This window comes from Nostoc sp., from assembly GCF_036919675.1.
In the GTDB taxonomy this organism is placed as follows: domain Bacteria; phylum Cyanobacteriota; class Cyanobacteriia; order Cyanobacteriales; family Nostocaceae; genus Nostoc.
In genome coordinates, this window is the sequence record NZ_JBALCP010000078.1 from 55,716 (window position 1) to 78,813 (window position 23,098).

16 protein-coding genes are annotated in these 23,098 nt (G+C 42.5%); 10 read left to right on the plus strand and 6 right to left on the minus strand.

Annotated features, from left to right (window positions below):
• Positions 1-47: 47 nt before the first annotated feature.
• On the minus strand, positions 48-722 hold the full coding sequence (locus V7K49_RS17600) for a response regulator transcription factor (RefSeq protein ID WP_335206620.1): 675 nt from the start codon (positions 720-722) through the stop codon (positions 48-50).
• A gap of 50 nt (positions 723-772) precedes the next feature.
• The gene (locus V7K49_RS17605; RefSeq protein WP_442948674.1) at positions 773-1,876 is read right to left on the minus strand and encodes a sensor histidine kinase; all 1,104 of its coding nucleotides are present in this window, start codon (positions 1,874-1,876) and stop codon (positions 773-775) included.
• Between the two features lie 477 nt (positions 1,877-2,353).
• Here V7K49_RS17605 and kdpA point away from each other — a divergent pair, with 477 nt between their 5' ends.
• From kdpA to V7K49_RS17625, 4 genes are all read left to right on the plus strand, one after another.
• On the plus strand, positions 2,354-4,039 hold the full coding sequence (gene kdpA, locus V7K49_RS17610; RefSeq protein WP_334871475.1) for a potassium-transporting ATPase subunit KdpA: 1,686 nt from the start codon (positions 2,354-2,356) through the stop codon (positions 4,037-4,039).
• 352 nt (positions 4,040-4,391) lie between these two features.
• A complete protein-coding gene (gene kdpB, locus V7K49_RS17615) occupies positions 4,392-6,497 on the plus strand; it encodes a potassium-transporting ATPase subunit KdpB (RefSeq protein ID WP_335206667.1) in 2,106 nt (701 codons plus the stop codon).
• Positions 6,498-6,942: 445 nt separating this feature from the next.
• Positions 6,943-7,545 carry a K(+)-transporting ATPase subunit C gene (gene kdpC / locus V7K49_RS17620; protein WP_334871573.1) on the plus strand — a complete coding sequence of 201 codons (603 nt, stop codon included), beginning with the start codon at positions 6,943-6,945 and terminating at the stop codon, positions 7,543-7,545.
• Between the two features lie 72 nt (positions 7,546-7,617).
• Entirely contained in the window at positions 7,618-8,775 is a 1,158-nt protein-coding gene (locus V7K49_RS17625) for a universal stress protein (protein WP_334871474.1), read from the plus strand.
• 4 nt (positions 8,776-8,779) lie between these two features.
• Here V7K49_RS17625 and V7K49_RS17630 read toward each other — a convergent pair whose 3' ends face one another.
• Together V7K49_RS17630 and V7K49_RS17635 are read right to left on the minus strand one after the other, a co-directional pair.
• Entirely contained in the window at positions 8,780-10,279 is a 1,500-nt protein-coding gene (locus tag V7K49_RS17630; RefSeq protein WP_335206622.1) for a carotenoid oxygenase family protein, read from the minus strand.
• A gap of 96 nt (positions 10,280-10,375) precedes the next feature.
• Positions 10,376-11,791 (minus strand): folate/biopterin family MFS transporter, encoded by a 1,416-nt coding sequence (locus V7K49_RS17635; RefSeq protein ID WP_335206624.1) that lies wholly within the window; start codon positions 11,789-11,791, stop codon positions 10,376-10,378.
• A gap of 633 nt (positions 11,792-12,424) precedes the next feature.
• Here V7K49_RS17635 and V7K49_RS17640 point away from each other — a divergent pair.
• On the plus strand, positions 12,425-12,610 hold the full coding sequence (locus V7K49_RS17640; RefSeq protein ID WP_335206625.1) for a hypothetical protein: 186 nt from the start codon (positions 12,425-12,427) through the stop codon (positions 12,608-12,610).
• A gap of 275 nt (positions 12,611-12,885) precedes the next feature.
• The gene (locus V7K49_RS17645; RefSeq protein ID WP_335206627.1) at positions 12,886-14,430 is read left to right on the plus strand and encodes a group II intron reverse transcriptase/maturase; all 1,545 of its coding nucleotides are present in this window, start codon (positions 12,886-12,888) and stop codon (positions 14,428-14,430) included.
• A gap of 208 nt (positions 14,431-14,638) precedes the next feature.
• Here the strand turns inward: V7K49_RS17645 and V7K49_RS17650 are convergent, their stop codons facing one another.
• Positions 14,639-15,442, minus strand: coding sequence for an Npun_F0296 family exosortase-dependent surface protein (locus V7K49_RS17650; RefSeq protein WP_334871471.1), 804 nt, complete (start codon positions 15,440-15,442; stop codon positions 14,639-14,641).
• Positions 15,443-16,161: 719 nt separating this feature from the next.
• Between V7K49_RS17650 and V7K49_RS17655 the strand changes: the two genes are divergently transcribed.
• The 4 genes from V7K49_RS17655 to V7K49_RS17670 all read left to right on the plus strand — a co-directional run bounded on the left by V7K49_RS17655 (position 16,162) and on the right by V7K49_RS17670 (position 21,823).
• Positions 16,162-17,406: an anhydro-N-acetylmuramic acid kinase gene (locus V7K49_RS17655; protein ID WP_334871572.1), complete on the plus strand. Its 1,245-nt coding sequence runs from the start codon at positions 16,162-16,164 to the stop codon at positions 17,404-17,406.
• A 120-nt stretch (positions 17,407-17,526) separates the two neighbouring features.
• Positions 17,527-17,973 (plus strand): hypothetical protein, encoded by a 447-nt coding sequence (locus V7K49_RS17660; protein ID WP_273762642.1) that lies wholly within the window; start codon positions 17,527-17,529, stop codon positions 17,971-17,973.
• 190 nt (positions 17,974-18,163) lie between these two features.
• On the plus strand, positions 18,164-19,177 hold the full coding sequence (locus V7K49_RS17665; protein ID WP_335068275.1) for a glycosyltransferase family 2 protein: 1,014 nt from the start codon (positions 18,164-18,166) through the stop codon (positions 19,175-19,177).
• Positions 19,178-20,272: 1,095 nt separating this feature from the next.
• Positions 20,273-21,823, plus strand: coding sequence for a serine/threonine-protein kinase (locus V7K49_RS17670; RefSeq protein WP_335206629.1), 1,551 nt, complete (start codon positions 20,273-20,275; stop codon positions 21,821-21,823).
• A gap of 465 nt (positions 21,824-22,288) precedes the next feature.
• Here the strand turns inward: V7K49_RS17670 and V7K49_RS17675 are convergent, their stop codons facing one another.
• On the minus strand, positions 22,289-22,486 hold the full coding sequence (locus tag V7K49_RS17675) for an NblA/ycf18 family protein (RefSeq protein WP_104908243.1): 198 nt from the start codon (positions 22,484-22,486) through the stop codon (positions 22,289-22,291).
• Positions 22,487-23,098: the final 612 nt, after the last annotated feature.

Sequence of the window (23,098 nt, forward strand, 5' to 3'; positions counted from 1 at the left end):
CAGCACTGACGCAAAAAGGTAGTGAAAGCAAAGTTTGAATGTTTAATCTAATTAATCAAAAATTCTGCTGCTACCAATCCTTTCTGGATAGCTAAAACTGCGGCTTGAGTGCGATCGCGTACTTCTAGTTTCTGCAAAATAGCATGGACATGCACCCGCACTGTACCAGGGGCAATGTAGAGAATCTCGGCAATTTCTTGATTGCTTTTACCAGCTGCCACCAGTGCCAAAATTTCTTGTTCCCGCTTCGTTAAGGGATTTTCTATGGATTCCTCAGTTTTTGCGGGCTGCACCGCCATAAAATTGCCCTCAAAAGCAGCTCTAATTTCTGTTGTTGCCGTTTGATCCCACCAAGACGCTCCTGCTGCGACCGATCGCACTGCCAATATCAGAGACTCAGCAGGAATACCTTTAAGGCAGTAACCTTGCGCTCCAGCCGCAATTAAGCGCGAAATCAAAGGTTTTTCAGAACGAGAAGTTAAAACGAGAATTGGTAAAGTTGGGTGCTTCTGCTTGATTTGGCGACAAGCCTCAATCCCGCCAATTCCCGGTAAACCTATATCCAACAAGACCAAATCCAGGGGATAGCGATTTGCAAATTCTACAGCTTGTTCTCCATCTTCTGCTTCTGCGACAATCTCCAAACTGGTTTCTTGTTGCAACCGCATCCGCAGACCAAGCCGAAATAATTCATCATCTTCAACGAGTAGGATTTTTGTCATTTGTTATTTGTCATTGGTTATTTCTCTCCTACTTCCCCTGCCCCCACTCCTCATCTCCCCGGTGGTGGACAAGCTGGGAGTCGGAAACCAAACAGTGCGCCTCGTGGTGAGCGATTCTCTGCCCAAATTGTACCCCCATGAGCGGTAATAATTTGCCTGGTCAAATAAAGCCCTAGTCCAGATCCAAAGACGTGGCGATCGCTATGTCCTTGATAAAATCTCTCAAATAAGTGGGGTAACTCTTCTTCGGTAATGCCGGAACCAGTATCGAGTATTTTTACCACTTGATCGCTAGAATAACCTTCAAATACTACTTCTACTTTACCGCCACGAGGAGTATGGTTAATGCCATTACTCAGGAGATTTGTAAAGACTCGCCCTAGTTGTAAAGGATCACCATTTACCCAAAGAAAACTCCGAAAATCTGATTCCCCATAGTGCAGAGAAATATAAACCTGACGTGTTCTCGCTAGTTCAGTCAAGTTAGCGATGATCTCCTCCGCCACTGTTACCAAGTTAACAGGTGATATTTGTAGTTTCAGACCTTCGGCATCATTGCGATACACATCTAAAAGCGTTTGGACTAATTGCAGTGTACTTTGATGACTACGAGCCATTGTTTGTAGGACTTTTGCTTGCATTGGTGTAACTTCACCAAATTGCTCATTTTGAAAATATTTCAGCGTTTCAATTGCTCCTAATAGGGGTGTTTTCAAATCATGCGTTAGGGTAGAAATAAAATCTTCACGCATGGTAGCTAATTGTTCTTGAGAGCGTAATTGTGCTTGCGTATAAGCGATCGCTTCTTCATTGCGGTGGTTGCGATCGCTTAACCAACCCGTTACCAGCAATGCCAATACTGCAATCAACCTATTTGCCAACGTTGGGGGATTAATCATTTCTCCTCCTGGGACAAATAAATTCAATAATGTTAATCCTGTCGCTGCAAGAGTGATCCCCAATACTGCTGCCCGATTCAATCGAGAATCTGCTAACAAAATTGTCCCTGTGTAGAGGTAGCCAAATACGTACTCAGGTGGTGTCAAATATTCTAAGCCTATTACTATAGCAAAGGCGATCGCTATTAGCCCATATGTCTCCCTCCGCTTATTTATAGCTTCTTTCATAGTCAATAATCGCCTTAATATTGTCATTTATGATTTACTAAAAAATCGTGATTATACAATCTGCATAACTATTGAATTTACCAATTATGATTTATCTGCAATCTATATCTGCAAATGCCAAGTTGAGAATTAATCCTAAAATTAGGATTATCCAGATGCAAGAAAGGGGATTGGTGACTGGGGACTAGGTAGTTAGCCACAAGGAGCCGGGTATGTACCCCAATCTTGCCAATCCCTAATCCCATTAATAAAAGCCAAGATAATTTTATATTCTTTGAAAGTAGCAAACTTGGAAAATGTATTGTATAAACAAATAGTCCTAATGAGTGAGATAGATGAATTAACCGGAAAATTTAAATAATCTTAACAAAAAGTTTAACAAGTATCTGGAAAAGAGTAAGAACCGAAAATAGTAAATCCCTCAAAATGAAATACCCCAACAGTTAATCTTTTATTTCTAAGAATTGGCTTGCTAGCACTTAAATTTAATTTAGCGCGAAATATATGGGACAAGGTTTTTTGCAAATTGGCTTGACGCTGTGTATCGTCATCGCAATCACTCCGCTATTCGGTAGATACATAGCGCGTGTCTTTTTGGGAGAAAGAACACTGCTTGATTTTTTAATGAACCCGATAGAGCGAAGTATGTTTGTACTAGCGGGTGTCCGCAGGAAAGATGACATGACAGGTTGGCAGTATATCCGGGCTGTACTGTGCAGCAACCTGATTATGGGTATTTCAGTGTATTTGCTGATATATTTTCAGAGACTCTTGCCCTGGAATCCTAATGGCTTCGGTGCGCCCAATTGGGATATATTATTGCACACAACAATTTCCTTTGTGACGAATACCGACCAGCAACACTATGCTGGTGAGACAACCTTAAGTTATTTTAGCCAGGTAGCGGCTTTAGGCTTTTTGATGTTCACCTCCGCAGCCACTGGTTTATCTGTGGGAATTGCCTTTATTCGCGGGTTGACGGGTAGAAGACTGGGGAACTTTTACGTCGATCTCGTCCGTGGAATTACGCGAATATTGCTGCCGATTTCGATTATTGGAGCGATCGCCTTGCTTGTAGTAGGTGTACCACAAACATTAGCTGGGACTCTGGATGTGAGAACCTTAGAAGGCGGGACGCAATATCTTGCCAGAGGCCCGGTGGCATCCTTTGAAATGATCAAACTTTTGGGCGACAACGGCGGTGGCTTTTTTGGCGTCAACTCAGCCCATCCCTTTGAAAATCCCAATGGCGCTTCTAACTTGATAGAAATGATCGCGATGATTTCTATACCAGCAGCCTTGATTTACACCTACGGTATATTTGCCAACAACATCAAACAAGCTTGGCTACTTTTTTGGATGGTGTTTGTGATTTTTGTCGTTATGGTGGGAGTGACAGCCGTCGGAGAACTACAAGGTAATCCCCTTGTTAATAATGCTTTTGGATTAGAACAGCCCAATTTAGAGGGGAAAGAAGTTCGGTTTGGCTGGGCACAAACGGCATTCTGGGCAGTTATGACTACAGCTACTATGTCTGGTGCTGTGAACGGGATGCACGATTCTTTAATGCCGCAAGGAATATTTTCGATTCTCTTCAACTTGTTTATTCAGGTTATCTGGGGTGGTCAGGGAACTGGAACGGCTTACCTATTCATTTACTTAATTCTCACAGTGTTTCTAACTGGACTAATGGCAGGACGCACCCCAGAGTTTTTAGGACGCAAAATTGAAAAGCCAGAAATCGTCCTCGCCAGCGTGGTGCTGTTGATTCACCCAATTATAGTTTTGATTCCCAGTGCGATCGCCTTGGCTTATCCCATCTCCCTGTCTGGAATTAGCAATACTGGTTATCACGGCATTTCTCAAGTAGTTTATGAATACGCCTCAGCAGCAGCAAATAATGGCTCCGGCTTAGAGGGGTTGAGAGATAACACCCTGTGGTGGAATTTGAGTACTTTAGTTAGCTTAATAGGAGGACGCTATATTCCGATGATTGCCATCTTGCTGTTAGCTGACGGGATGTCTCGCAAACAACAAGTACAAGAAACCCCTGCTACCCTAAGAACTGATTCTCTAGTATTTACTGGGATCACTGCTGGAGTGACATTGGTTTTGGGAGTGTTGACTTTCTTTCCCGTTCTGGCTTTAGGCCCCATAGCTGAGGGTTTGAAACTAGCATCTGGCAGTTAGAAGATTTATGAGTTATAAGTTTGGAATTAAGAGAATACCAAAAAATAAATAAATTATCTGATTTCGTAGGGGAGCCAGTGCGTTGCGGTGAGTCCAGCACTGTAGGCGACTGAGGAACCCGAAGGAGGTTCCCGACGCTCGATAGCATAGCATTAGCGACTGGGCGTAGCGTCTGATTCGGTTTAGCTCCGCTATGCGTTGCAGGAACTGGCGTTGTGTTAGCGATCGCCTAACGCACCTTACAGGTTGGATCTGTTTTTTATTGAATAATTCTTAATAACTTTTAACTCCTGTACAGACGCAATTAATCGCGTCTCTCCTAACTCTTAACTCTTAACTCCTAACTTTATTTATAAATCAAGTGGCAACTAACTTCAAAGCTAGACGCCCAAATTCCCGTGCTGGCGATCGCCGCCAAGCACGTAAAAAGGCGAAGACAAGTACTAAGTGGCTGTACTTAAGGGCAATTAAAGATGCTTTTGTCAAGCTCAACCCTAAGTATGCAATCAAAAACCCAGTGATGTTTGTGGTTTGGGTGGGGACAATCATCACCCTATTGCTAACAATTGATCCCAACCTATTTGGCCCAGCCCTCCAAAAAAACCCGCAACTTTTCAACGGCTTGTTGTCGGGGATTTTATTCTTTACAGTTTGGTTTGCCAATTTTGCCGAAGCCGTGGCCCAAGGACGGGGTAAAGCCCAAGCCGATGCTTTGCGATCGACGAAATCAGAGACGATCGCGAAAAAACTCGCTCCCGACGGCACACTTAGTGAATTTCCATCCACCAGCCTGAAACAGGGCGATACCATCTACGTCGTTGCTGGCGATATCATTCCCGCTGATGGCGAAGTAATCATGGGTGTTGCCTCTGTGGATGAATCAGCAATTACTGGGGAATCGGCACCAGTATTGAAAGAATCAGGCTCCGACGTAACTAGTTCCGTTACTGGTGGGACGCGGATTATCTCAGATGAACTAATTATCCGCATCACATCTGACCCAGGCAAAGGCTTTATTGACCGGATGATTGCCTTGGTGGAAGGGGCAGAACGCAGCAAAACACCCAATGAAATTGCCCTGACAGTATTGCTGGCAGTTCTGAGCCTAGTATTTTTGTTAGTCGTGGTAACCTTGCCCGCACTTGCTTACTATGTCAACAGTCCAGTCAGCGTGCCAATTTTGATTGCCCTGTTAGTAGCATTAATTCCGACAACGATTGGCGGCTTACTAACTACCATCGGCATTGCTGGTATGGATCGAGTTGCCCAATTTAACGTCATTGCCACTTCCGGACGAGCAGTCGAAGCCTGTGGAGATGTCACCACTTTAGTGCTGGATAAGACAGGTACAATTACCCTCGGCAACCGTTTGGCGGAAGAGTTTATCCCAATTAACGGTTATTCAATGTCGGAAATTGCTAATGTTGCGTGGGCGGCTAGTGTCTTTGACAATACACCAGAAGGTAAATCGATTGTTCGATTGGCAGAAAAGTTAGGGGCACGGTTTGATTTTGATTCCAGTCAAGCAGAAGGAGTTGATTTTTCTGCCAAAACCCGCATGAGTGGCACCAACTTGCCTGGAGGGCATGAGGCCAGGAAGGGAGCAGTAGAAGCCATTAAAGGATTTGTCCGTTTCCACAACGAACGCGATAGCGCAGAACTGGATGCTACCTACGAACGAGTTTCTCGCCTGGGAGGTACACCCCTAGCAGTCAGCCTAGATAACGAAATCTATGGGGTTATTTATCTCAAAGATATAGTTAAACCTGGTATCCGCGATCGCTTTGAACAACTGCGACGGATGGGAGTGCGTACCATCATGCTAACTGGAGACAACCGAATTACAGCTTCTGTGATTGCCAAAGAAGCTGGGGTAGATGACTTCATCGCCGAAGCCACACCAGAAGACAAAATCAGCGTCATTAAAAAGGAGCAAGCAGCAGGCAAACTGGTTGCCATGACGGGAGATGGCACTAACGATGCTCCAGCATTAGCCCAAGCTAACGTTGGTGTTGCGATGAATACAGGAACACAAGCTGCAAAAGAAGCCGCCAACATGGTCGATTTGGACTCCGATCCCACAAAGCTGCTCGATGTCATTAGCATTGGTAAACAATTGCTGATTACTCGCGGGGCATTGACTACATTTTCTATCGCTAATGATATTGCTAAATACTTTGCGATTATCCCAATGATATTTGTCGCTGCTAACCTGCAAAGCCTGAATATTATGAATTTGACTAGCCCTAAGTCTGCTGTACTATCAGCGCTGATTTACAACGCTTTGATTATTCCAGCTTTGATTCCCTTGGCATTGCAGGGTGTGCGGTTTAGACCTCTAACAGCTAATCAACTAGTGCAACGTAATATCTTAATTTATGGCTTAGGTGGGGTGATTGCGCCGTTTATCGCCATTAAGTTGATAGATATACTGATTACAATTGTGGGCTTGGCTTAAGGACAACAGAAGTAGAGATGCTGACAAACAAGCGCATCTTACTAAGATAAGATAATAAACATTTGACCTTTTTTATTTTTACTTTTACCTATTGAGAAGGGGAACAAAAAGAATATGAATAAACAGGTCGATGTTTGGGAGAAGTTTCTGCCCATGAATCTGATACAGGCGATGTCCTTTGTTTGGTCGCAATGGCATAAACAACACTTACCAAAGAAGACGCAAAGAGTGGGGGATGCACTGATGCGGTGCTATAGGCTGGTTAACCATGTCTGTTTGTCTGCGTGTCTTTTCAACACTCGCTATTTTTATCCTGCTGTGCTTGAATGTGGTAATTGCCCCAGTTGTTTACGCTGTTGCTGACAGCACCTTGGAACGTCCTTCTGCTTGGGTAAAAGAATTAAAAATTAAAAATAAAATATTAGCAGCAATTGGAAAACTTTTTATGGCTATTATTCGAGAAACTATCAGAGCAATTTTCATCACTCTAATGCTTTGGTTGTTGACTGCAATCATCTATCCTTTGGTAATCCTTGTAGTGGGTCAAGTTTTTTTGCCATATCAAGCGAATGGCAGCATCATGCGGAATCTAAATAATCAACCAATTGGTTCGGCTTTGATTGGTCAAGTCTTCACATCTGAGCGATATTTCCATCCTCGTCCCAGTACTGTTAGATATAGCCAAGGTAAAAAAGCCAAGCCAACTGGCATATCTGGAGCCAGCAATCTCGCTGCAAGCAATCCAGAGCTACTGAAGCGGATTCTAGAACAGGCAAATCAATTGCGAGACGAAAATCTTCAACCAATTGCTGATATAATTTATACGTCTGCTTCTGGTTTAGATCCGCATATTTCCTTAAAAGCAGCCCGGCAACAATTAACGCGGGTTGCTGGTGCGCGGGGAGTAAAAGAAGATGAGATCCTCCGTTTAATTAATAAGTATAGTGATGACAGATTTTTATGGATTTTTGGGGAACCGGGAGTCAATGTTCTCCGATTGAATTATGCTCTTGACTTGCAAGATATTAATCGTCAGCAAAATCAATAAACGGGTCATTGGGCATTGGAAAAGCGCCGTTTTCTGATCAAATAGGATTGCCATACAGATACTAAGAATGAAATGTCAGATAATAGTAATACTGCTTCGGCTGGCACAGCACCTTTAAATTCTGCAAGTAACTCTCTTTATCCGGCACGACGGCGGGGTAAGCATAAAATTTTTATTGGCATGGCTCCTGGGGTAGGCAAAACCTACCGGATGTTGGAAGAGGGACACGCACTCAAACAGGAAGGAATTGATGTTGTCGTTGGGCTTTTGGAAACCCACGGACGCAAGGAGACAGCTGAGAAGGCAGAGGGACTGGAAATTATAGCCCGCAAGCAATATCCTCGGGGTGAGTTGACACTAACGGACATGGATACAGATGCTATTTTAAAGCGATCGCCCCAATTAGTCTTAATCGATGAATTTGCCCATACCAATGTCCCTGATTCTCCACGCGAAAAACGCTACGAAGATGTAGAAGTAGTTTTAGCAGTAGGTATTGATGTCTACTCCACAATGAATGTGCAACATTTAGAAAGTCTCAATGACTTAGTAGCCCGAATTACAGGGGTGGTAGTCCGTGAGCGGGTTCCTGACAGAATTTTAGATGAAGCAGATGAAGTTGTGTTAGTAGATGTCACACCGGAAACCCTGCAAGAACGGTTATTAGAAGGGAAGATTTACGCACCGCAAAAAATCCAACAATCCCTCGATAACTTTTTCCAACGTCGTAACCTGATTGCTTTGCGGGAGTTGGCTTTGCGGGAAGTAGCAGACAACGTGGAAGAAAATGCGATCGCTACTACCCCCAACGGGCAATTTTGTAATATTCACGAGCGGGTTTTGGTGTGTGTATCCACGTATCCCAACTCAGTACAACTGTTACGCCGGGGTGCGAGGCTAGCTAACTATATGAACGCGCCGCTTTATACCTTGTTTGTGGCTGATTCTGAGCGCTTCCTTACTAAAGAGGAAAGCTTACACATCCACACTTGTGAGAAACTTTGTAAAGAATTTGAAGGTACTTTTCTTCGTGTTACCAACAGTAATGTAGCTAATGCGATCGCCCAAGTTGCCGAGAAATATCGGATCACCCAAATTGTAATTGGAGAGAGTCAGCGATCGCGCTGGCAAATGCTCCTCAAAGGATCTTTGACGCAAAAATTGGTGCGCTTGCTCAAAAATATAGATTTGCATATCATTGCCAGCGAAAAAATGGTTTCACCCAAATAAAGGATCAAATTTCCCCAAAAATCTCAGAAGTAAAGCTTCCATGTAAACCATAGGGGATATGATGCTTGAGATGTAGCCGAGCAATTACTCCTTTATCGAAATCACTGGCATCTAAAATCACTACATCTGAGCGGTGATGAGTAGCATCATAAACTAAAGCTAATATCCAACCATCATCTTCCTTTTCAGAATCTGGGCGTGGGACAAAAATCGGTTCACCTACAAAACCACGGGGTGCAGCACTCCAAAATTGTCTTTCTCCTGACTCTAAATCAATTTTCAGCAATGCTTGTAAGGGAGCATTACCAGTCTCTGCATGAGCCACACCTATATATAGATATCGATAAGGACGTCCCACATTCGCCGGATGTATGCTGGGAAATTCACAACAGCGGCCATCAATCAATTCCCGCCGGACTGTCCCATTCTTTAGATTCAGATAAAATCGCCAAAGTTGCCCAGGTGAAAGTGCCTCAATATCAACTTGTCGAAAATCGCTTTCGGGTTCTACTTCTGGGAAAGATTGGTAGCAAATGGAGTCAATCAAAACTTCGTCTCCTACTTCAAAAGCATTAATGTGGTGGAAGACGAAACCCGACTGAGTTTCCAGAATTTTTATCTTTTCTTGCCCTTCTTGGGGGAAGCGGGGAATAATTAAAATTTGAGTTGGCTGATTTGGCTGAAATTTGATACATTCTCCCGCCGCACGTATTCCCAAGGCGAAAGGTATGGGATTGAAGGTGACAGGATTTTGAAAGAAGATGCAGTAATTGGGAGTAATGACAAAATCGTGGATGAAACAAAAACCTGGAACACTATGAGCGTGCTGTCTGACAATTTTACCCGCTAAGTTTAGCTCGAAAATAGTAATTGTGGTAGATAATCCCGGCTTAATCGAGAAATTTACCAGGCAAGGTGCGCCCCCATCTTGGTCGCAATTATTTTCCAAGCGGGGATGTGCAGCGAAAGCTTCACCTGCTGACAAAACACCATTAAAATATTCATTGCCCAAGGTTTCAAGAGTATAAGGATCGAGGCGATGTGCTTCACCCCCTTCCCACAGCGCTAGTAGTTTACCACCCCAATAAATAACATTTGTATTAGCGATATTTTTGAGTTTGAAGTCAAAGATATTAGCTAGCCAACCGCCGGGTTTTTGAGTACCAAAAATACCGCGATAGAGAATTTTTCCCGCCTTTTGCTCTGCCAAATAGCCAGTTGTGCGGACAAAGCGGTTGCGAAAATGAGCGCGACCGTTGGTAAAGGTAATTTTGCTAATCATCCCATCCCCATCAAATGGGTGATGAAGAGGTTGCCCATTCACATCCAGCAAACCAGAGCCATTTCTAAACAGCGTCCCTTGTAACTCTCTGGGAATTTGTCCTTCTATATCATCAATCCAATAATCAAACTCTTGGGTGAGAGATTGATATCCTCCTTGCCAGTCTGCACGAGTATAGGATTTTTCTGTAACTGGGCTTTCTTGACTTTTAAAAGTTTGCATGGACTTTATTTTTATTGTTACTTTGCACGAAAATATGTAGCCGCTAAAAATAATTTTTTTGCGACTTTACTACGCCAGTGCGTGAGATTTATTACACTATTCCACTATTTCCGACTCTGGTTCTGTCAGTATCAACTCAGACATCAAATCTGGCAAAAACGGTTTTTCCCCATCTTTGGGTGTCTCAGTTTGATCTTCAGCAGCAGGTAGCCAGTTGATAAATGGTAGGGGTAATAGCGTGCTGAGGTTAGTAATTAACACCAACAGCCAAAGTGACTCAAAGTTCGTTGCGGTGATCCCCAGCCAATACGTGATTAATGCCCCAAATGCCCGAGAAACCGTTCCAGCAGAATTAAACACCGACATTAACAAGGCAAATAACGTCGCTTCCACACCTGAGGGACAAAGCCTTGCTGCTAGAACCATCACTTGCATAAAGGCAATTTGACCCATCACAGAAAGAACAACACTATCACCCAAACTAAACCAGTGGTCATCTATACCCAACCGCCTGTTTGTGTGAGTCACTAACAATAGCATCGTCATCCCTAAAATTGACGAAAGGACGGTACTCCAAGCAAAAATCACGCGAAAAGGGATGCTTTTGAGGAAACGTTGAAAAATCCAAACACCAGCTAGAGAAGCGAAACTTGTTACCAAGTGTACCCGCCCCAAAAATTCTGGTTCAAAGTGTAATTCGTTGGTAGAGAAGTAGAAAAAGGCTGAGTCAGCACTTGGCGTAGCTTGCCAGACGAAGATAAACGCCGTTGGTAGCCAAATTGTTTTTTGGCTAATGGCTTGGCGTAGCTGCTTCAGTTGATGTTTGATTGGTAAAGAGTTGGTGTGATTATTATCTTGAGAATCTTTGCTAACGGGGGACTCAGCAATTAACCAAGCTACCCCTGAAACGATGAGAGGAAACAAGGCGGTAATTCCAAAGACAGTACGGGTAGTAAAGTATTGGAGCAGCAGACCGCTAAAGTATGCTGTTATCAAACCCCCGATCGCAGAAGCACCCCAGCACACAGATTGTAGTGAACCGGCTTTCGCTTGCGATTCGCCTCTAGCTCTTTCAACAACCAGTGAGTCAACTATGACATCACTCATGGCGACAGAGAGAGAACTAAGAGCGATCGCTAACGTAGCTGCCCAGGTAGTATGAACTATTGTGGCCAGACTTACCCAGGAAGCAGTTCCCAGTATCCCGGATAAAATCAAGTAAGGACGCCTACGATAGCCAAATATAGGCAAGCCATCAGAGATAAAACCAAACACTGGCTTGATCATCCAAGGTAGCAAGACAATTCCGAATAGCGCCGAAACCTGGACTGGACTCAGCAGCAGTTCATCTTTGAGGAAAAAGCTAACGGCTAGACGCGATAGCCCTAAAATTCCTTGGACAAAGTAAACGGTGAGAATTGCAATTAACTCCGCATTGGGTTCATTACCCAAGAAGATTTTTTGTGTTAATGAGTCTTTGACTTTGGACAAGCCAGATGATTGAAGCACCATTCGATAAATATTTTTTAATTTTTATCTACTTTTCTATCATATCGATATCTTAAGACCTGGGCTTTAGGATCAGTTCTTAAGCCTCTGGACTGGGTAATGCCGACATCTTCAAGCTAAAGCAGTAAGCAATCCAGGCATTGTCCAACTTTCTCCAAGTGTTATAGAGCGGCTGATGATAAAATAAATGACAAAAGAATTAGGGCGAAGTTACCTAAGTAAGCTTGCCCTAACTTGTATTTAATGTTGACTTTTCACTGAAACTTTTGAAATCCTGCCTACGGCACACTACGCGAACATGGAGTCTGGAAGTAGACTATAGAGAAAATCAGGCAAATCTTACTGAGTTAGAATTAGTATCTTTTAAGAAATTGCTTTTCACTTTGCAACTTCTCGTTATTACGCTTGCAGAGAAACTTGATGATCCAATGCCGGAAGGGCCAAGACTTAGACCAGCACCGCATAAGTCCAGAATCTCTGTAACACTTTCCCCAAAAACGACTGCGGTTAGTACACTAATTGCAAAGACAAACGGCGGTGCGATTCGTTGATTAGTGAATCACGGTATTCAGTCCGTAAATAACTAATCCAGCCCGACAGCAGATTACTGTCACGAAAGGCTGAACTCTCGGTCAGATGCAAGTGCAAGTCTTGCCATTCAGACTCAGAATTGACTCCTTACCTGCCCACACCGAGCAAGCTCGATTCTTGCAGAGTGAAGCTGGGAACAGGGTGCAATCAGACAGCCGTTACGGGCTGACACTGGCGCTAATAGGGAGTTCCTACGGTGAAACAGGGTCTAAAAAAGCAACTCAGTCTTAAGCAGGGCGTAACATAAAAACCCTGACTTCACTGGAGAATTAATTCCCGCCGTCATTCGTCGTTAAAACGGTAAGAGTCCTGGGAATCCAGTAGTTGAAATGACCACACCTAAAGGAACAATCAATCTTTCCGAGGGAACGAATAAAAACTAATTGTGGGTCTTGGGACAGTCGAACCCCAGGTAGACCAGACGAGCGGAGGAATCCCCACAGTTAGGGTAGGACGCAACGTAATTGTTGCGAGGTGTTCAGAGTACACTAACCAGAGAAGAGAAAATGATTAGACACAGTTACAAAACTAGTGAATCTTGGAAAGCTCTACCGTGGAAGAAATTCCGCCGAAATCTTTTCCGCCTTCAAAAGCGCGTGTATAAAGCTGTTCAAGTTGGAAACAAGCGGAAAGCTAGGTCACTCCAAAAGCTTATTCTAAAATCAACCTCGGCTCGATTTCTTGCAATAAGACAAGTATCTCAGCTAAATGCTGGCAAAAAGACGGCTGGCATCGATGGTAAGAAATCCCTCTCATTCGAGGAACGCTTCAATTTAGAAGAACTACTCAAAGTGAATAGTGGAAATTGGAAGCATCAAGGACTACGGGAAATCCCCATTCCTAAGAAGGACGGGACTACCAGAATACTTAAGATACCGACCATCGCAGATAGAGCTTGGCAATGCCTAGCGAAATATGCACTAGAAGCAGCACACGAAGCCACTTTCCACGCTAGGAGCTATGGGTTTAGAACTGGGCGCTCTGCCCATGATGCACAAAAGTATATCTTTCAAAATTTACGCTCCCAAAGTAAAGGAATAGAAAAACGAGTAATCGAACTCGATATCGAAAAGTGCTTCGACAAGATTAATCACTCAGCAATTATGGACGAACTCATTGCCCCCAAAGGCTTAAAACTCGGTATCTTCCGATGCCTCAAGGCAGGAGTTAACCCAGAATTTCCTGAGCAAGGGACTCCACAAGGGGGAGTGGTCAGCCCACTATTAGCGAACATCGCACTCAACGGAATCGAGAGTATCCACAGATACAGAGATGCAGCGAACGCATGTAAAGAGCCATCAATCCGGTACGCGGATGACATGGTTATTATACTTCGACCCGAAGATAACGCGATAGAGATACTTGAAAGAATCAGCGAGTTCCTCCGCAATCGCGGAATGCAAGTAAGCCAAAAGAAAACCAAAATTACCGCTGCGACAGATGGGTTTGATTTCCTCGGCTGGCATCTCAAAGTCCAGAAAAACGGAAAGTTCAAAAGCACTCCCTCAGTGGAGAACTTCAAAGCGTTCCGTAAGAAAGTAAAACGCATCGTCAACAACTCGAATTATGGTGCTACCACAAAGGCTGAGAAATTAGCCCCGGTAGTTAGAGGCTGGAGAAATTACCATAAGTTCTGTAAGATGGACGGGTCTAGAAACTCGTTATACCACATCGAAACAAGAGCTTATGCGGTATTCAACAAGGAAACCAAGAAAAACCGCCACTCTAGCAAGAAATTACTAGACAAGGCATTCCCAGCAGTTCCCTTCTCCGAAAATAAACACGTCATGGTTAAAGGAATAAAATCCCCCTATGACGGAGATATTCGTTACTGGAGTGAACGCAACAGTAAGCTCTATGACGGCGAAACCTCTAAAGCCCTTAAGAAGCAAAACCATAGATGTGCTTCCTGTGGTCTGAAATTCATTGATATGGAAGTTATTAATTTACACCACATCGACGGAAATCATGCCAACTGGAAAAAGAATAATTTAGAGGCAATTCATGAGAGTTGTCACGATTATATCCACATGGGCAAAAGCGCAAGCTAAGAACATCGGGAGCCAGATGCACGGAAACGGGCATGTCTGGATCTAATCGAGAGGTGCGGGAGATAATACCCCCCATCGACTCAACCTAAAGACTGGAACAAAAAAACTGTGCTATTAACGTTGTGAGTGACATTCCCTTAATTATGATCAGAAGTGCAGAAGACCCTTAATGTGAGCCAGAAATTGTCTTATTTGCAAATTGCAACAGTTATGACAATTGCAAAACTGACTTTTTATTGACTCGACGAGTCAGAACTGAAGTAGCACCCACAAAACCAATTACAAGAACTCCTAATACAGAAGAAGACTCAGGAACTGCTGCTGTAACGACGCTACCAGTGATACTCTTGTAGCTAGTGGCGACTGTATGATTATCTGATTCAAAACCAGTTCCGCCAACATTGGTGAATTGAACCTGATCAAAAGTTCCGCCAACATCGTAGAAGTTGATAAACGCAAAAGGTTCTCCAGAATCCTGATTTTGGAATGTCGAATTAGGATTACCGTAGTAGCTGGCTTTATTTGGTAGCTTTGCGATATAACTAACCACATCAGCGGTAGTCATACTTTGTACAACCTGACCTTGTGAAAGAAATGTAATTACGTTGTTACTATCTCCCGCAGACCACCAAAGTCCAAAGTAACTTTGTGCGGTTGTCAAATTTAGGGTAGAAACCGTTTGACCATTACCTGATCTACCGTTATCTACATCAAAATATTTGCCTGTTCCACCAGCACCACCATATTGATCTGCATTCACGATCAGAGTCTTCTGATAGCTACCAATATTTGTTGTTCCATCATTCCATTGAAAGCCTGTTGCACTGTAACCTTGTGTTTGTGCATCAAAATTTTGTATATGAGCATTAACAAGATTTGATAATTGTGCATTTTGTACGCCTGGGTTTTCTATTGATACCGCAAAAGACGCAGCCATTACAGGACGGGTAACAGTGGCTAAGGACAAAACAACACCAGAAGCGATCGCGGACTTAATTAAAAGACTTTTCATAATTCAATCCTTTTCATTTTTTTATCTTTCGTGTTCATAGCCTCATTGTGCGATGTGCCTTTAGATTCCAACATCAGAAGGATTACTACTTTTTCGATTTGATTATACTTAGATAAAAATGTAAAATATTGGACTTTATTTAGAGGAGGAACACTGATATTCTGTTATGTGATGTCTATCACTTTATGTAAAAAGCGCGAAGTTCTCAGTGCAAAATTGTAAAGAAGCTTTATTTATAAAACGTACTATTTTGTGATTTACAGGCAGTTTATATTTTTTAGGTTCTAGATCAAGAAGGCATGAGGCATTGGACTATACCAATCCCTTGAAAACCTGTGTTTCTCCCTTGGCTGAATAGTTTTTCAATTTCATGATCAAGATTACCTTGGTTATTCTTTAAGGTAATTACATAATCTGCATAATGCTAGAGTGATTAACTTCCCAATCTCTTTGTGACAACTGATTGCATAAATTTTCACAATATATCTAGATAGTTGTAATACCTTTAATAACTCTGGAATTGTTGTAATTTTAAACGTAATTATTTTTTCTGCTTCAAGGGAATACCACGTTCTTTGACAGGTAGCCGTCGGCTGCCTCTAACTCCTTGTCTCACAATTCGTCTTTCTCCAGTCAACTATGCCACCTTAGTTTTTTTTTGACATGGGTAATAACATGAATTAAACTATTTCTTGCAATTAACAAAAGAATCTTTATCAATGCATCCGACTGAAGAAGCTGCTGTCCCTACTCGCGTTATAGGTTTAATTAGTGGCACATCCGTAGATGGCATAGACACTGCGTTGGTAGAGATTTCCGGTACAGAATTAGATATCAAAATTGAGTTGCTAGCTGGGGCAACATATCCTTATCCAGCCGAACTCAGAGAAAGAATATTGGCAGTTGGTGCAGGCGTTGCCATCTCAATGGCAGAATTGGCAGAAATAGATGATGCGATCGCTCAAGTCTTTGCCCAAGCCGCCCAAAATATTCAAATTGGTCATCAGCCAGCCACTCTCATTGGCTCCCACGGTCAGACGGTTTATCATCGACCACCTGGGGGAGCAGGGGAGCAGGGGAGGAGAGAAATCTTAATTTCTGACTTAGCAGTGGCTAAACAACAGCTATCCGCTAACAGCACTCCCTTGGGTTACAGTCTGCAACTAGGGCGCGGTGCATTAATTGCCAATCTTACGGGCATTACAACTGTGAGCAACTTCCGCGTTGCTGATATCGCTATTGGTGGTCATGGTGCGCCTCTCGTGCCCAGAGTAGATGCCTATTTGCTCAGTCATCCTGAAGAAGGGCGTTGTATTCAAAACATTGGTGGTATTGGTAATGTTGCTTATATTCCGCCTCAGCATGGCGACTGGCTCTCAAAAATTCGCGCTTGGGATACTGGGCCAGGAAATAGTCTGTTGGATCTGGGGGTGGAGCATTTAAGCGCTGGTGCTAAAACTTACGATGAAGATGGCAATTGGGCAGCGAGTGGTACTCCTTGTGATCCGTTGGTAGAACAATGGCTCAATCAAGACTATTTTCATCTGCCGCCACCCAAATCTACTGGTCGAGAGTTATTTGGTGTGACTTACCTACATCAGTGTTTAAAAGATGCCCAAGCATACCAACTCAATGCTGCCGACGTACTGGCAACTCTCACGGAACTTACAGTTGCTTCAATTGTTCAGAGTTACCGCACTTTTTTACCGGAAATGCCACAACGGGTACTATTATGTGGGGGTGGTAGTCGCAACCTCTATTTGAAACAAAGATTACAGTTATTGTTGACATCAATACCAGTCTGGACTACAGATGAAGTCGGTTTGAGTGCAGATTTTAAAGAAGCGATCGCCTTTGCGATTTTAGCCTACTGGCGAAATTTGGGTATTCCTGGCAACCTACCTACTGCCACTGGGGCACCTCAAGAAGTGCTTTTGGGAGAAATTCACAAAGGTCAGTCCTGAGTTCTGAGATAGGAACAATAAATAAGATAAAAAAATTTCTTCATTCATTCAGCACTCGCAACTCAGCACTGCTATAACTGTAGTCTTGGCGGCACTCGATCAAGGCAGGGAATATAGAATGTGGCTCATACTTTTTTATTGGAACCAGGACGCTGGGCAATGCAAGGAAATTGGCTGGAACGTAATGGTATGCCAATCAGCGTCAAGGGTATGACCTTGGTAGCTTGGAATCGAGATAACTGGTTCACTATGGCTACAAAGCTGATATTCCCAGGTAGTGATCGCTCCGAAATCTCTCTGCAATACAAGGGGCGGCTGCATGATGGAGAGCGTCAGTATACTTTTTTACTACAACATAATATTTTGGGGCAGGTTGAAGGTGAAGGCTGGATTGGTCTAGATACTATTGTGCAGCGTTACTGGGTACTAGGCGATCGTCAGCGTCGTAGTGGCTTTGAAACCCTCCACCGGATTTCGGAAGATACATATTACCTCAGTAGTGGCATCTTGGCTGGTCATTTTTTGACTAACACAATGGAAGCTAGCCTAGAGCGTCAGTCAACTTAAGCGCTGTATGTTTAGGCTGGAAGCCGACTGCTCAAACAACTCTAGCAACGTTCAATGTCTCATATCTGACCTTAAGGAGTCATCGTTTATTTTCACCAACCTACTGAGTTGTATACTAAAAAAGTAGTTATCAAATTATCGTCAGGATTTTAGCATTTTTACCGAACCGTGTAGTCTGGAGTTGAGTTTCGTGAATCCTAAAGTATCTGTAATTATCCCTGCTTACAATACTGAAGCTTATATTGCCAAGGCAATAGAGTCAGCCTTAGAGCAAACGCTCACTGATATTGAAGTTATCGTGGTCGATGATGGTTCAAGTGATAAAACTGTAGAAGTCGTTAAAAGTTTTACTGACCAACGTCTCAAAGTAATAGTTAATCAACAAAACCTTGGGGTTTCTGCTGCGCGTAATCGTGCTCTCAGAGCAGCCCAAGGAGAATGGATTGCTGTTCTTGATTCAGATGACTGGTATGCTCCCGAAAGATTAGAAAAACTTGTGTTACTGGCAGAGCAAACAAATGCAGACATGATTGCTGACGATCCTTATTTAATCAAAGATGGTGCAACATCTCCTTGGAGTACATTGATTCAAGAAAGTGGAGAACATATAGATAAAATTATTCAAATTGATCTCATTTATTTTGTGGAAACTGATATATATGGAAAAGCAGGGTTGCGTCTTGGTTTAAGCAAGCCTATATTCAAACGAGAATTTCTGGTTAAGCACGGCATTGAGTACGATGAAACCGTCAGCATAGCTGAGGACTTTTGGCTTGATCTGAAATGTTTAATCAATGGCGCTCGCTTTTTTATTGTGCCAGAACCCTATTATTTCTATCGCTCACGCTCTATTTCTCTTGTACGTCAAAGCATATTGTTACGTCTAAATCAATACATAAGTGCTACTAATTCTTTCATGCAACAAGAAGTTGTGAAAAAAAATCCAGCTTTAATGCGTGCTCTGTCTTATAATCTTGCAGTTTATCAGAAAAATCTAGCTTACTTTCAAGTTGTAGTGCCTATAAAGCAAGGAAAATGGTTAATAGCATTAAGAAAAATGGGAGAAAACCCCTACTTTTTCCCTGATTTTCTTTCCCGATTTAACACTATTATCGAACGTCGAATTCAATACTATGTGAAGGGTAATAAATCAGTTTATGACATGTCTTATAACCTAAAGAAAAAACGAAAAGCTACCAATTAGTATTGTTACAGTTTTATCAAGAAATAATACATCCTTAGAGGATGCTTTCAAAGGGTCTTTTGCTCTCCTAGTCAGGACAGCAAACTATCTCAGTATATGGTTAAAACTTTGATTTATCGTCGAAGTGAACCCAAGTGAGAACAGCAAAATTATACCTATTGGGACTTTTAAAACATTCTCTTACATAATCAGAATCACCCTTAAGGTTAAAAACCTGGTCAGGCAATAAGTATTTGTCATTATCCCTACTTACAAAACAAAGGCAGATGACAGTCTTGCTGAAGGTAGAAGGAAAGTACTAATCAAGCAAAACTTTAGTTGTGGATCATTGCTTACTAAAATAACAGTTATAAATCCTAATAGACTAGAGCATTGTTTACAAGACATCAGGGCTTGGATCTGATAAAATCTGCCCAGCAGGGCTGCATGTCATCCCCTCAGGCTTTATTTATATTCAAAACTCCGCACTCATTACTCAGTTATCAGAACTCTGTGGTGAGTGTGGTGCTCCCTAATTAAGCTTTTTGGCAGATACTATAGTTATCTATTGAGTCAATATTGGGCAAACTAAAATTACACCACAATGAAAGTGCAAAATGGTACAAAGCGTCATTATAAGTAAGTAGGCACGAATCAACCTAACTATGTAACAAAATGTAAAACCGTCACAGTCCTTGTGATTGCAACTCTTGGAGACGCTACGCGTAGCTTGCTTTTCCGTAGGAGTACGTTGCACTCCGTTTCACTAGAAATGACATACTTATAAATTTTTCCCCCCACCTACTTAAATCTACCCTTTCTACTTGTTTGATCTGGCATGTTGCACTAGTTGTAATAACCGTCTCGATTGCAAACTGCCAGTTCATGGTTTCAATGTTCTAAAAAAGGACTGAAAAAAGCTAGTACAGCACCGCGTAAATAGACCAACGATTGAAAATAGCCCAAAAGTCTAGCCTATATTTTGACTTTTGACTTCCATTTCTGCTTTGTGGTACGAGCCTAGAAAGTCATTTCTGGGCGCAATAATTCAAATCTCAGTTTGAATGCACTTTTCCTCCCAAACACTTACAACCTGCTTTTGGATTCAAATTCTCTATGTCAGACCCCAACATTGGTCGCTTACTCAGCAAACGCTACCAACTCCAGGAGTTAATCGGTACTGGAGCAATGGGTCGAGTTTATCGTGCTAAAGATACTTTGTTGGGAGGTGTACCTGTTGCAGTTAAGTTTCTGGCGCTATCAATCCAAAATGAAAAGATGCGATTGCAAGACCGCTTTGAGCGAGAAGCAAAAACCTGTGCTTTACTAGGGCAAAAAAGCATCCACATTGTCCGAGTTATGGACTATGGCGTAGACGACAATAACACCCCGTTCTACGTCATGGAATACCTACAAGGACAAAGCCTGAACAATATTATTCGCAAGCAACGACTGCCTTTACCAAGATTCCTGAGTATGGCGCGTCAACTCAGCCTGGGGTTGCAGTGCGCTCATGATGGCATCCTAGTTGAGGGTACTATTTGCCCAATTATCCATCGGGATGTCAAGCCAAGCAATATGCTGGTGATTCAAGATGCCAGTTTCGGAGAATTGGTCAAAATTCTAGATTTTGGGATTGCAAAGTTATTACAGTCAGATGGCGACCATACAAAATTCTATTTGGGGACATTGGCTTATTCTTCTCCCGAACAGATGGAGGGTAAAGAATTAGACAACCGTGCTGATATTTATAGTTTGGGAATTATGATGTTTGAGATGCTCACAGGCAAAATGCCACTGGTGGTCCCATCTCATTCTTTTGGAGCATGGTATAAAACACATCACTATCAAAAACCACGTTCTTTTGCTGAGGTTGCGCCTGGATTAGAACTACCAAAAGAAATCGAAAATTTGGTGATGATCTGTCTAGCTAAAGTAGCACGCGATCGCCCCCAAAGTATCACTGAAATCCTAAAAGTTTTAGCGTCTCTAGAAAAGCCTGAGCATACACGCGAAATTAAGCAAGATCAGGCGCTAGTTCCTGCTACTACAGTCAGCACTGAACTTGAACAAAATACAAAAGCCGATTTACAGGTATCCTGGTCAAACGATGAAATCGCTCGTGCCATTTCCTGGCCTCAAAATAAACCAATTGCCGATATTGTCTTTCCCCAGGCCATTCATACCAATGGAGAGATTTTACCAGCCCTGTGGGTAATGCTACCGCAAGAAGAAATTCAAAAGCGCTTAGTGTGTACCCGCTATAACCAATTTCTGTTCATCTCTATTCCCCATCCGATGCTGCTATGGATTACTGTCATCTACAACCACAAACATAGTGCTAAATGGTTACCTTATTACCTTGATCTCAAAACCACCCTTGGTCAAGAAATTGCTCGATTACTACAGCACACTGGTTATTACCGCCTGTTATTCTTTGCACGAGAAACACCAAATAGCTGTACCCATATCTTACTTTCTAGCGTCGCTTCTGCCCAGCGCCAACGACTGCAAGAGTGGGTCGCAATGAGCAATACAATGATGTCCTCTGCCGACCCGCAAATTAGTAAAAGCTTACTCAAAAGCGAGTACGAAAAGATTAAGCCTCAAATTCTAGCAAAACTGGAAAGTATTGATACAGATTCTGCATACGAGTTTTCCAGCTAAAAATAATTTCTTAATGTTACATCTTTTAGATGGAACTAAGGGGTGCTCACTCAGCGAATGTAAACTTTTATAAACAAAATATATATAAAGATGTAAGTTCTAGTTATATGTATAAAGAGTGAAAACACTAGCTGCCAAATCACGGCTATCTAAATTCTCTGTCAATCTTCCTATATACATCATTCCGGGGGATTGTAAATTTACGCAGGTTAATCAGCACACTAGACGAACCAAAAGGAAGTCTGGCTCAAGCAAACAGTAGATTTGTCCGACAAAATTAAAGTAAGTCTAGACTTTAGCAGATGTGTCGTCGAAAAATTTACTCATTGTTAGTTTTTTGAATTTAATTTTTGTCGAACCTTTGCGGAATTAGTTATCGAAGTTGACGCCCCGACATCCCCAGCTCTTTTCCTCCTTGGAACCAAGCAAGAGAAGGAGGTCGCCCACTGCGACAGTAGAACGACTCTATGCCATAGTGGAACCGGAATCTAAGCCCCACTGGTGCTTAAGAAGTTCTTGATAAGTTGCCTCGCGCACGACCATTTGCTCATATAGCTTGACTAAAAAATCTTTAGCTTGATCGTGGCTCATATTTTGCACCTGAGTAGAAAATGAGCAAATGCTGAATTGCTGTTCCAAGGATAGTTTCATTGGTTGATTCATAAGTTAACTCCGAAAAAACAACGCGTAAAAGATGATATCGCTCACAGAAGTCCAAATGGGATAATATTTGGACTTATAACTGTCCAACATTTGTTCCTCCGTATTAAGAAAGATAACAATTGTTTGACACATTGCCCACATCCTAAATGTGGACTTTTTCTGCTTTGATATCTTGCACCTAATCCTACTGATATACCACCCAAGTCAGCCGAGACATATTCCGGAAAATAGGCTCCGTTTGAACTCAGATAAGTATAACTACCTCCCTAACTCCTAACTGCTTTGCATAACTCTCGTTTGCAAAGAAGTTCAGATGTTATCCTTAACCCTCGATAGTTTTTCTGTTTAAGAAAAACTAAGATGCTGTCTCTCCCACTATGGAGGAAGTTTTGAAGGGTAGGGATTTTAAGGAGGTTGGGGAATGAATGGTAATAAGCGTGAATTATAGTCGCTTTACCTTATTACGTGCAAGATGTCAATTTACCAATTTATACAAATTCAGCCTCCTTAAATCACTTTGGAGGCTAAAAATATTTGTATCAAATTGTAAAAAGGAAAAATGCTCACGCTGAACAAATTGCTGAGTATATCTACCAAATAGGAGTCAGGAGT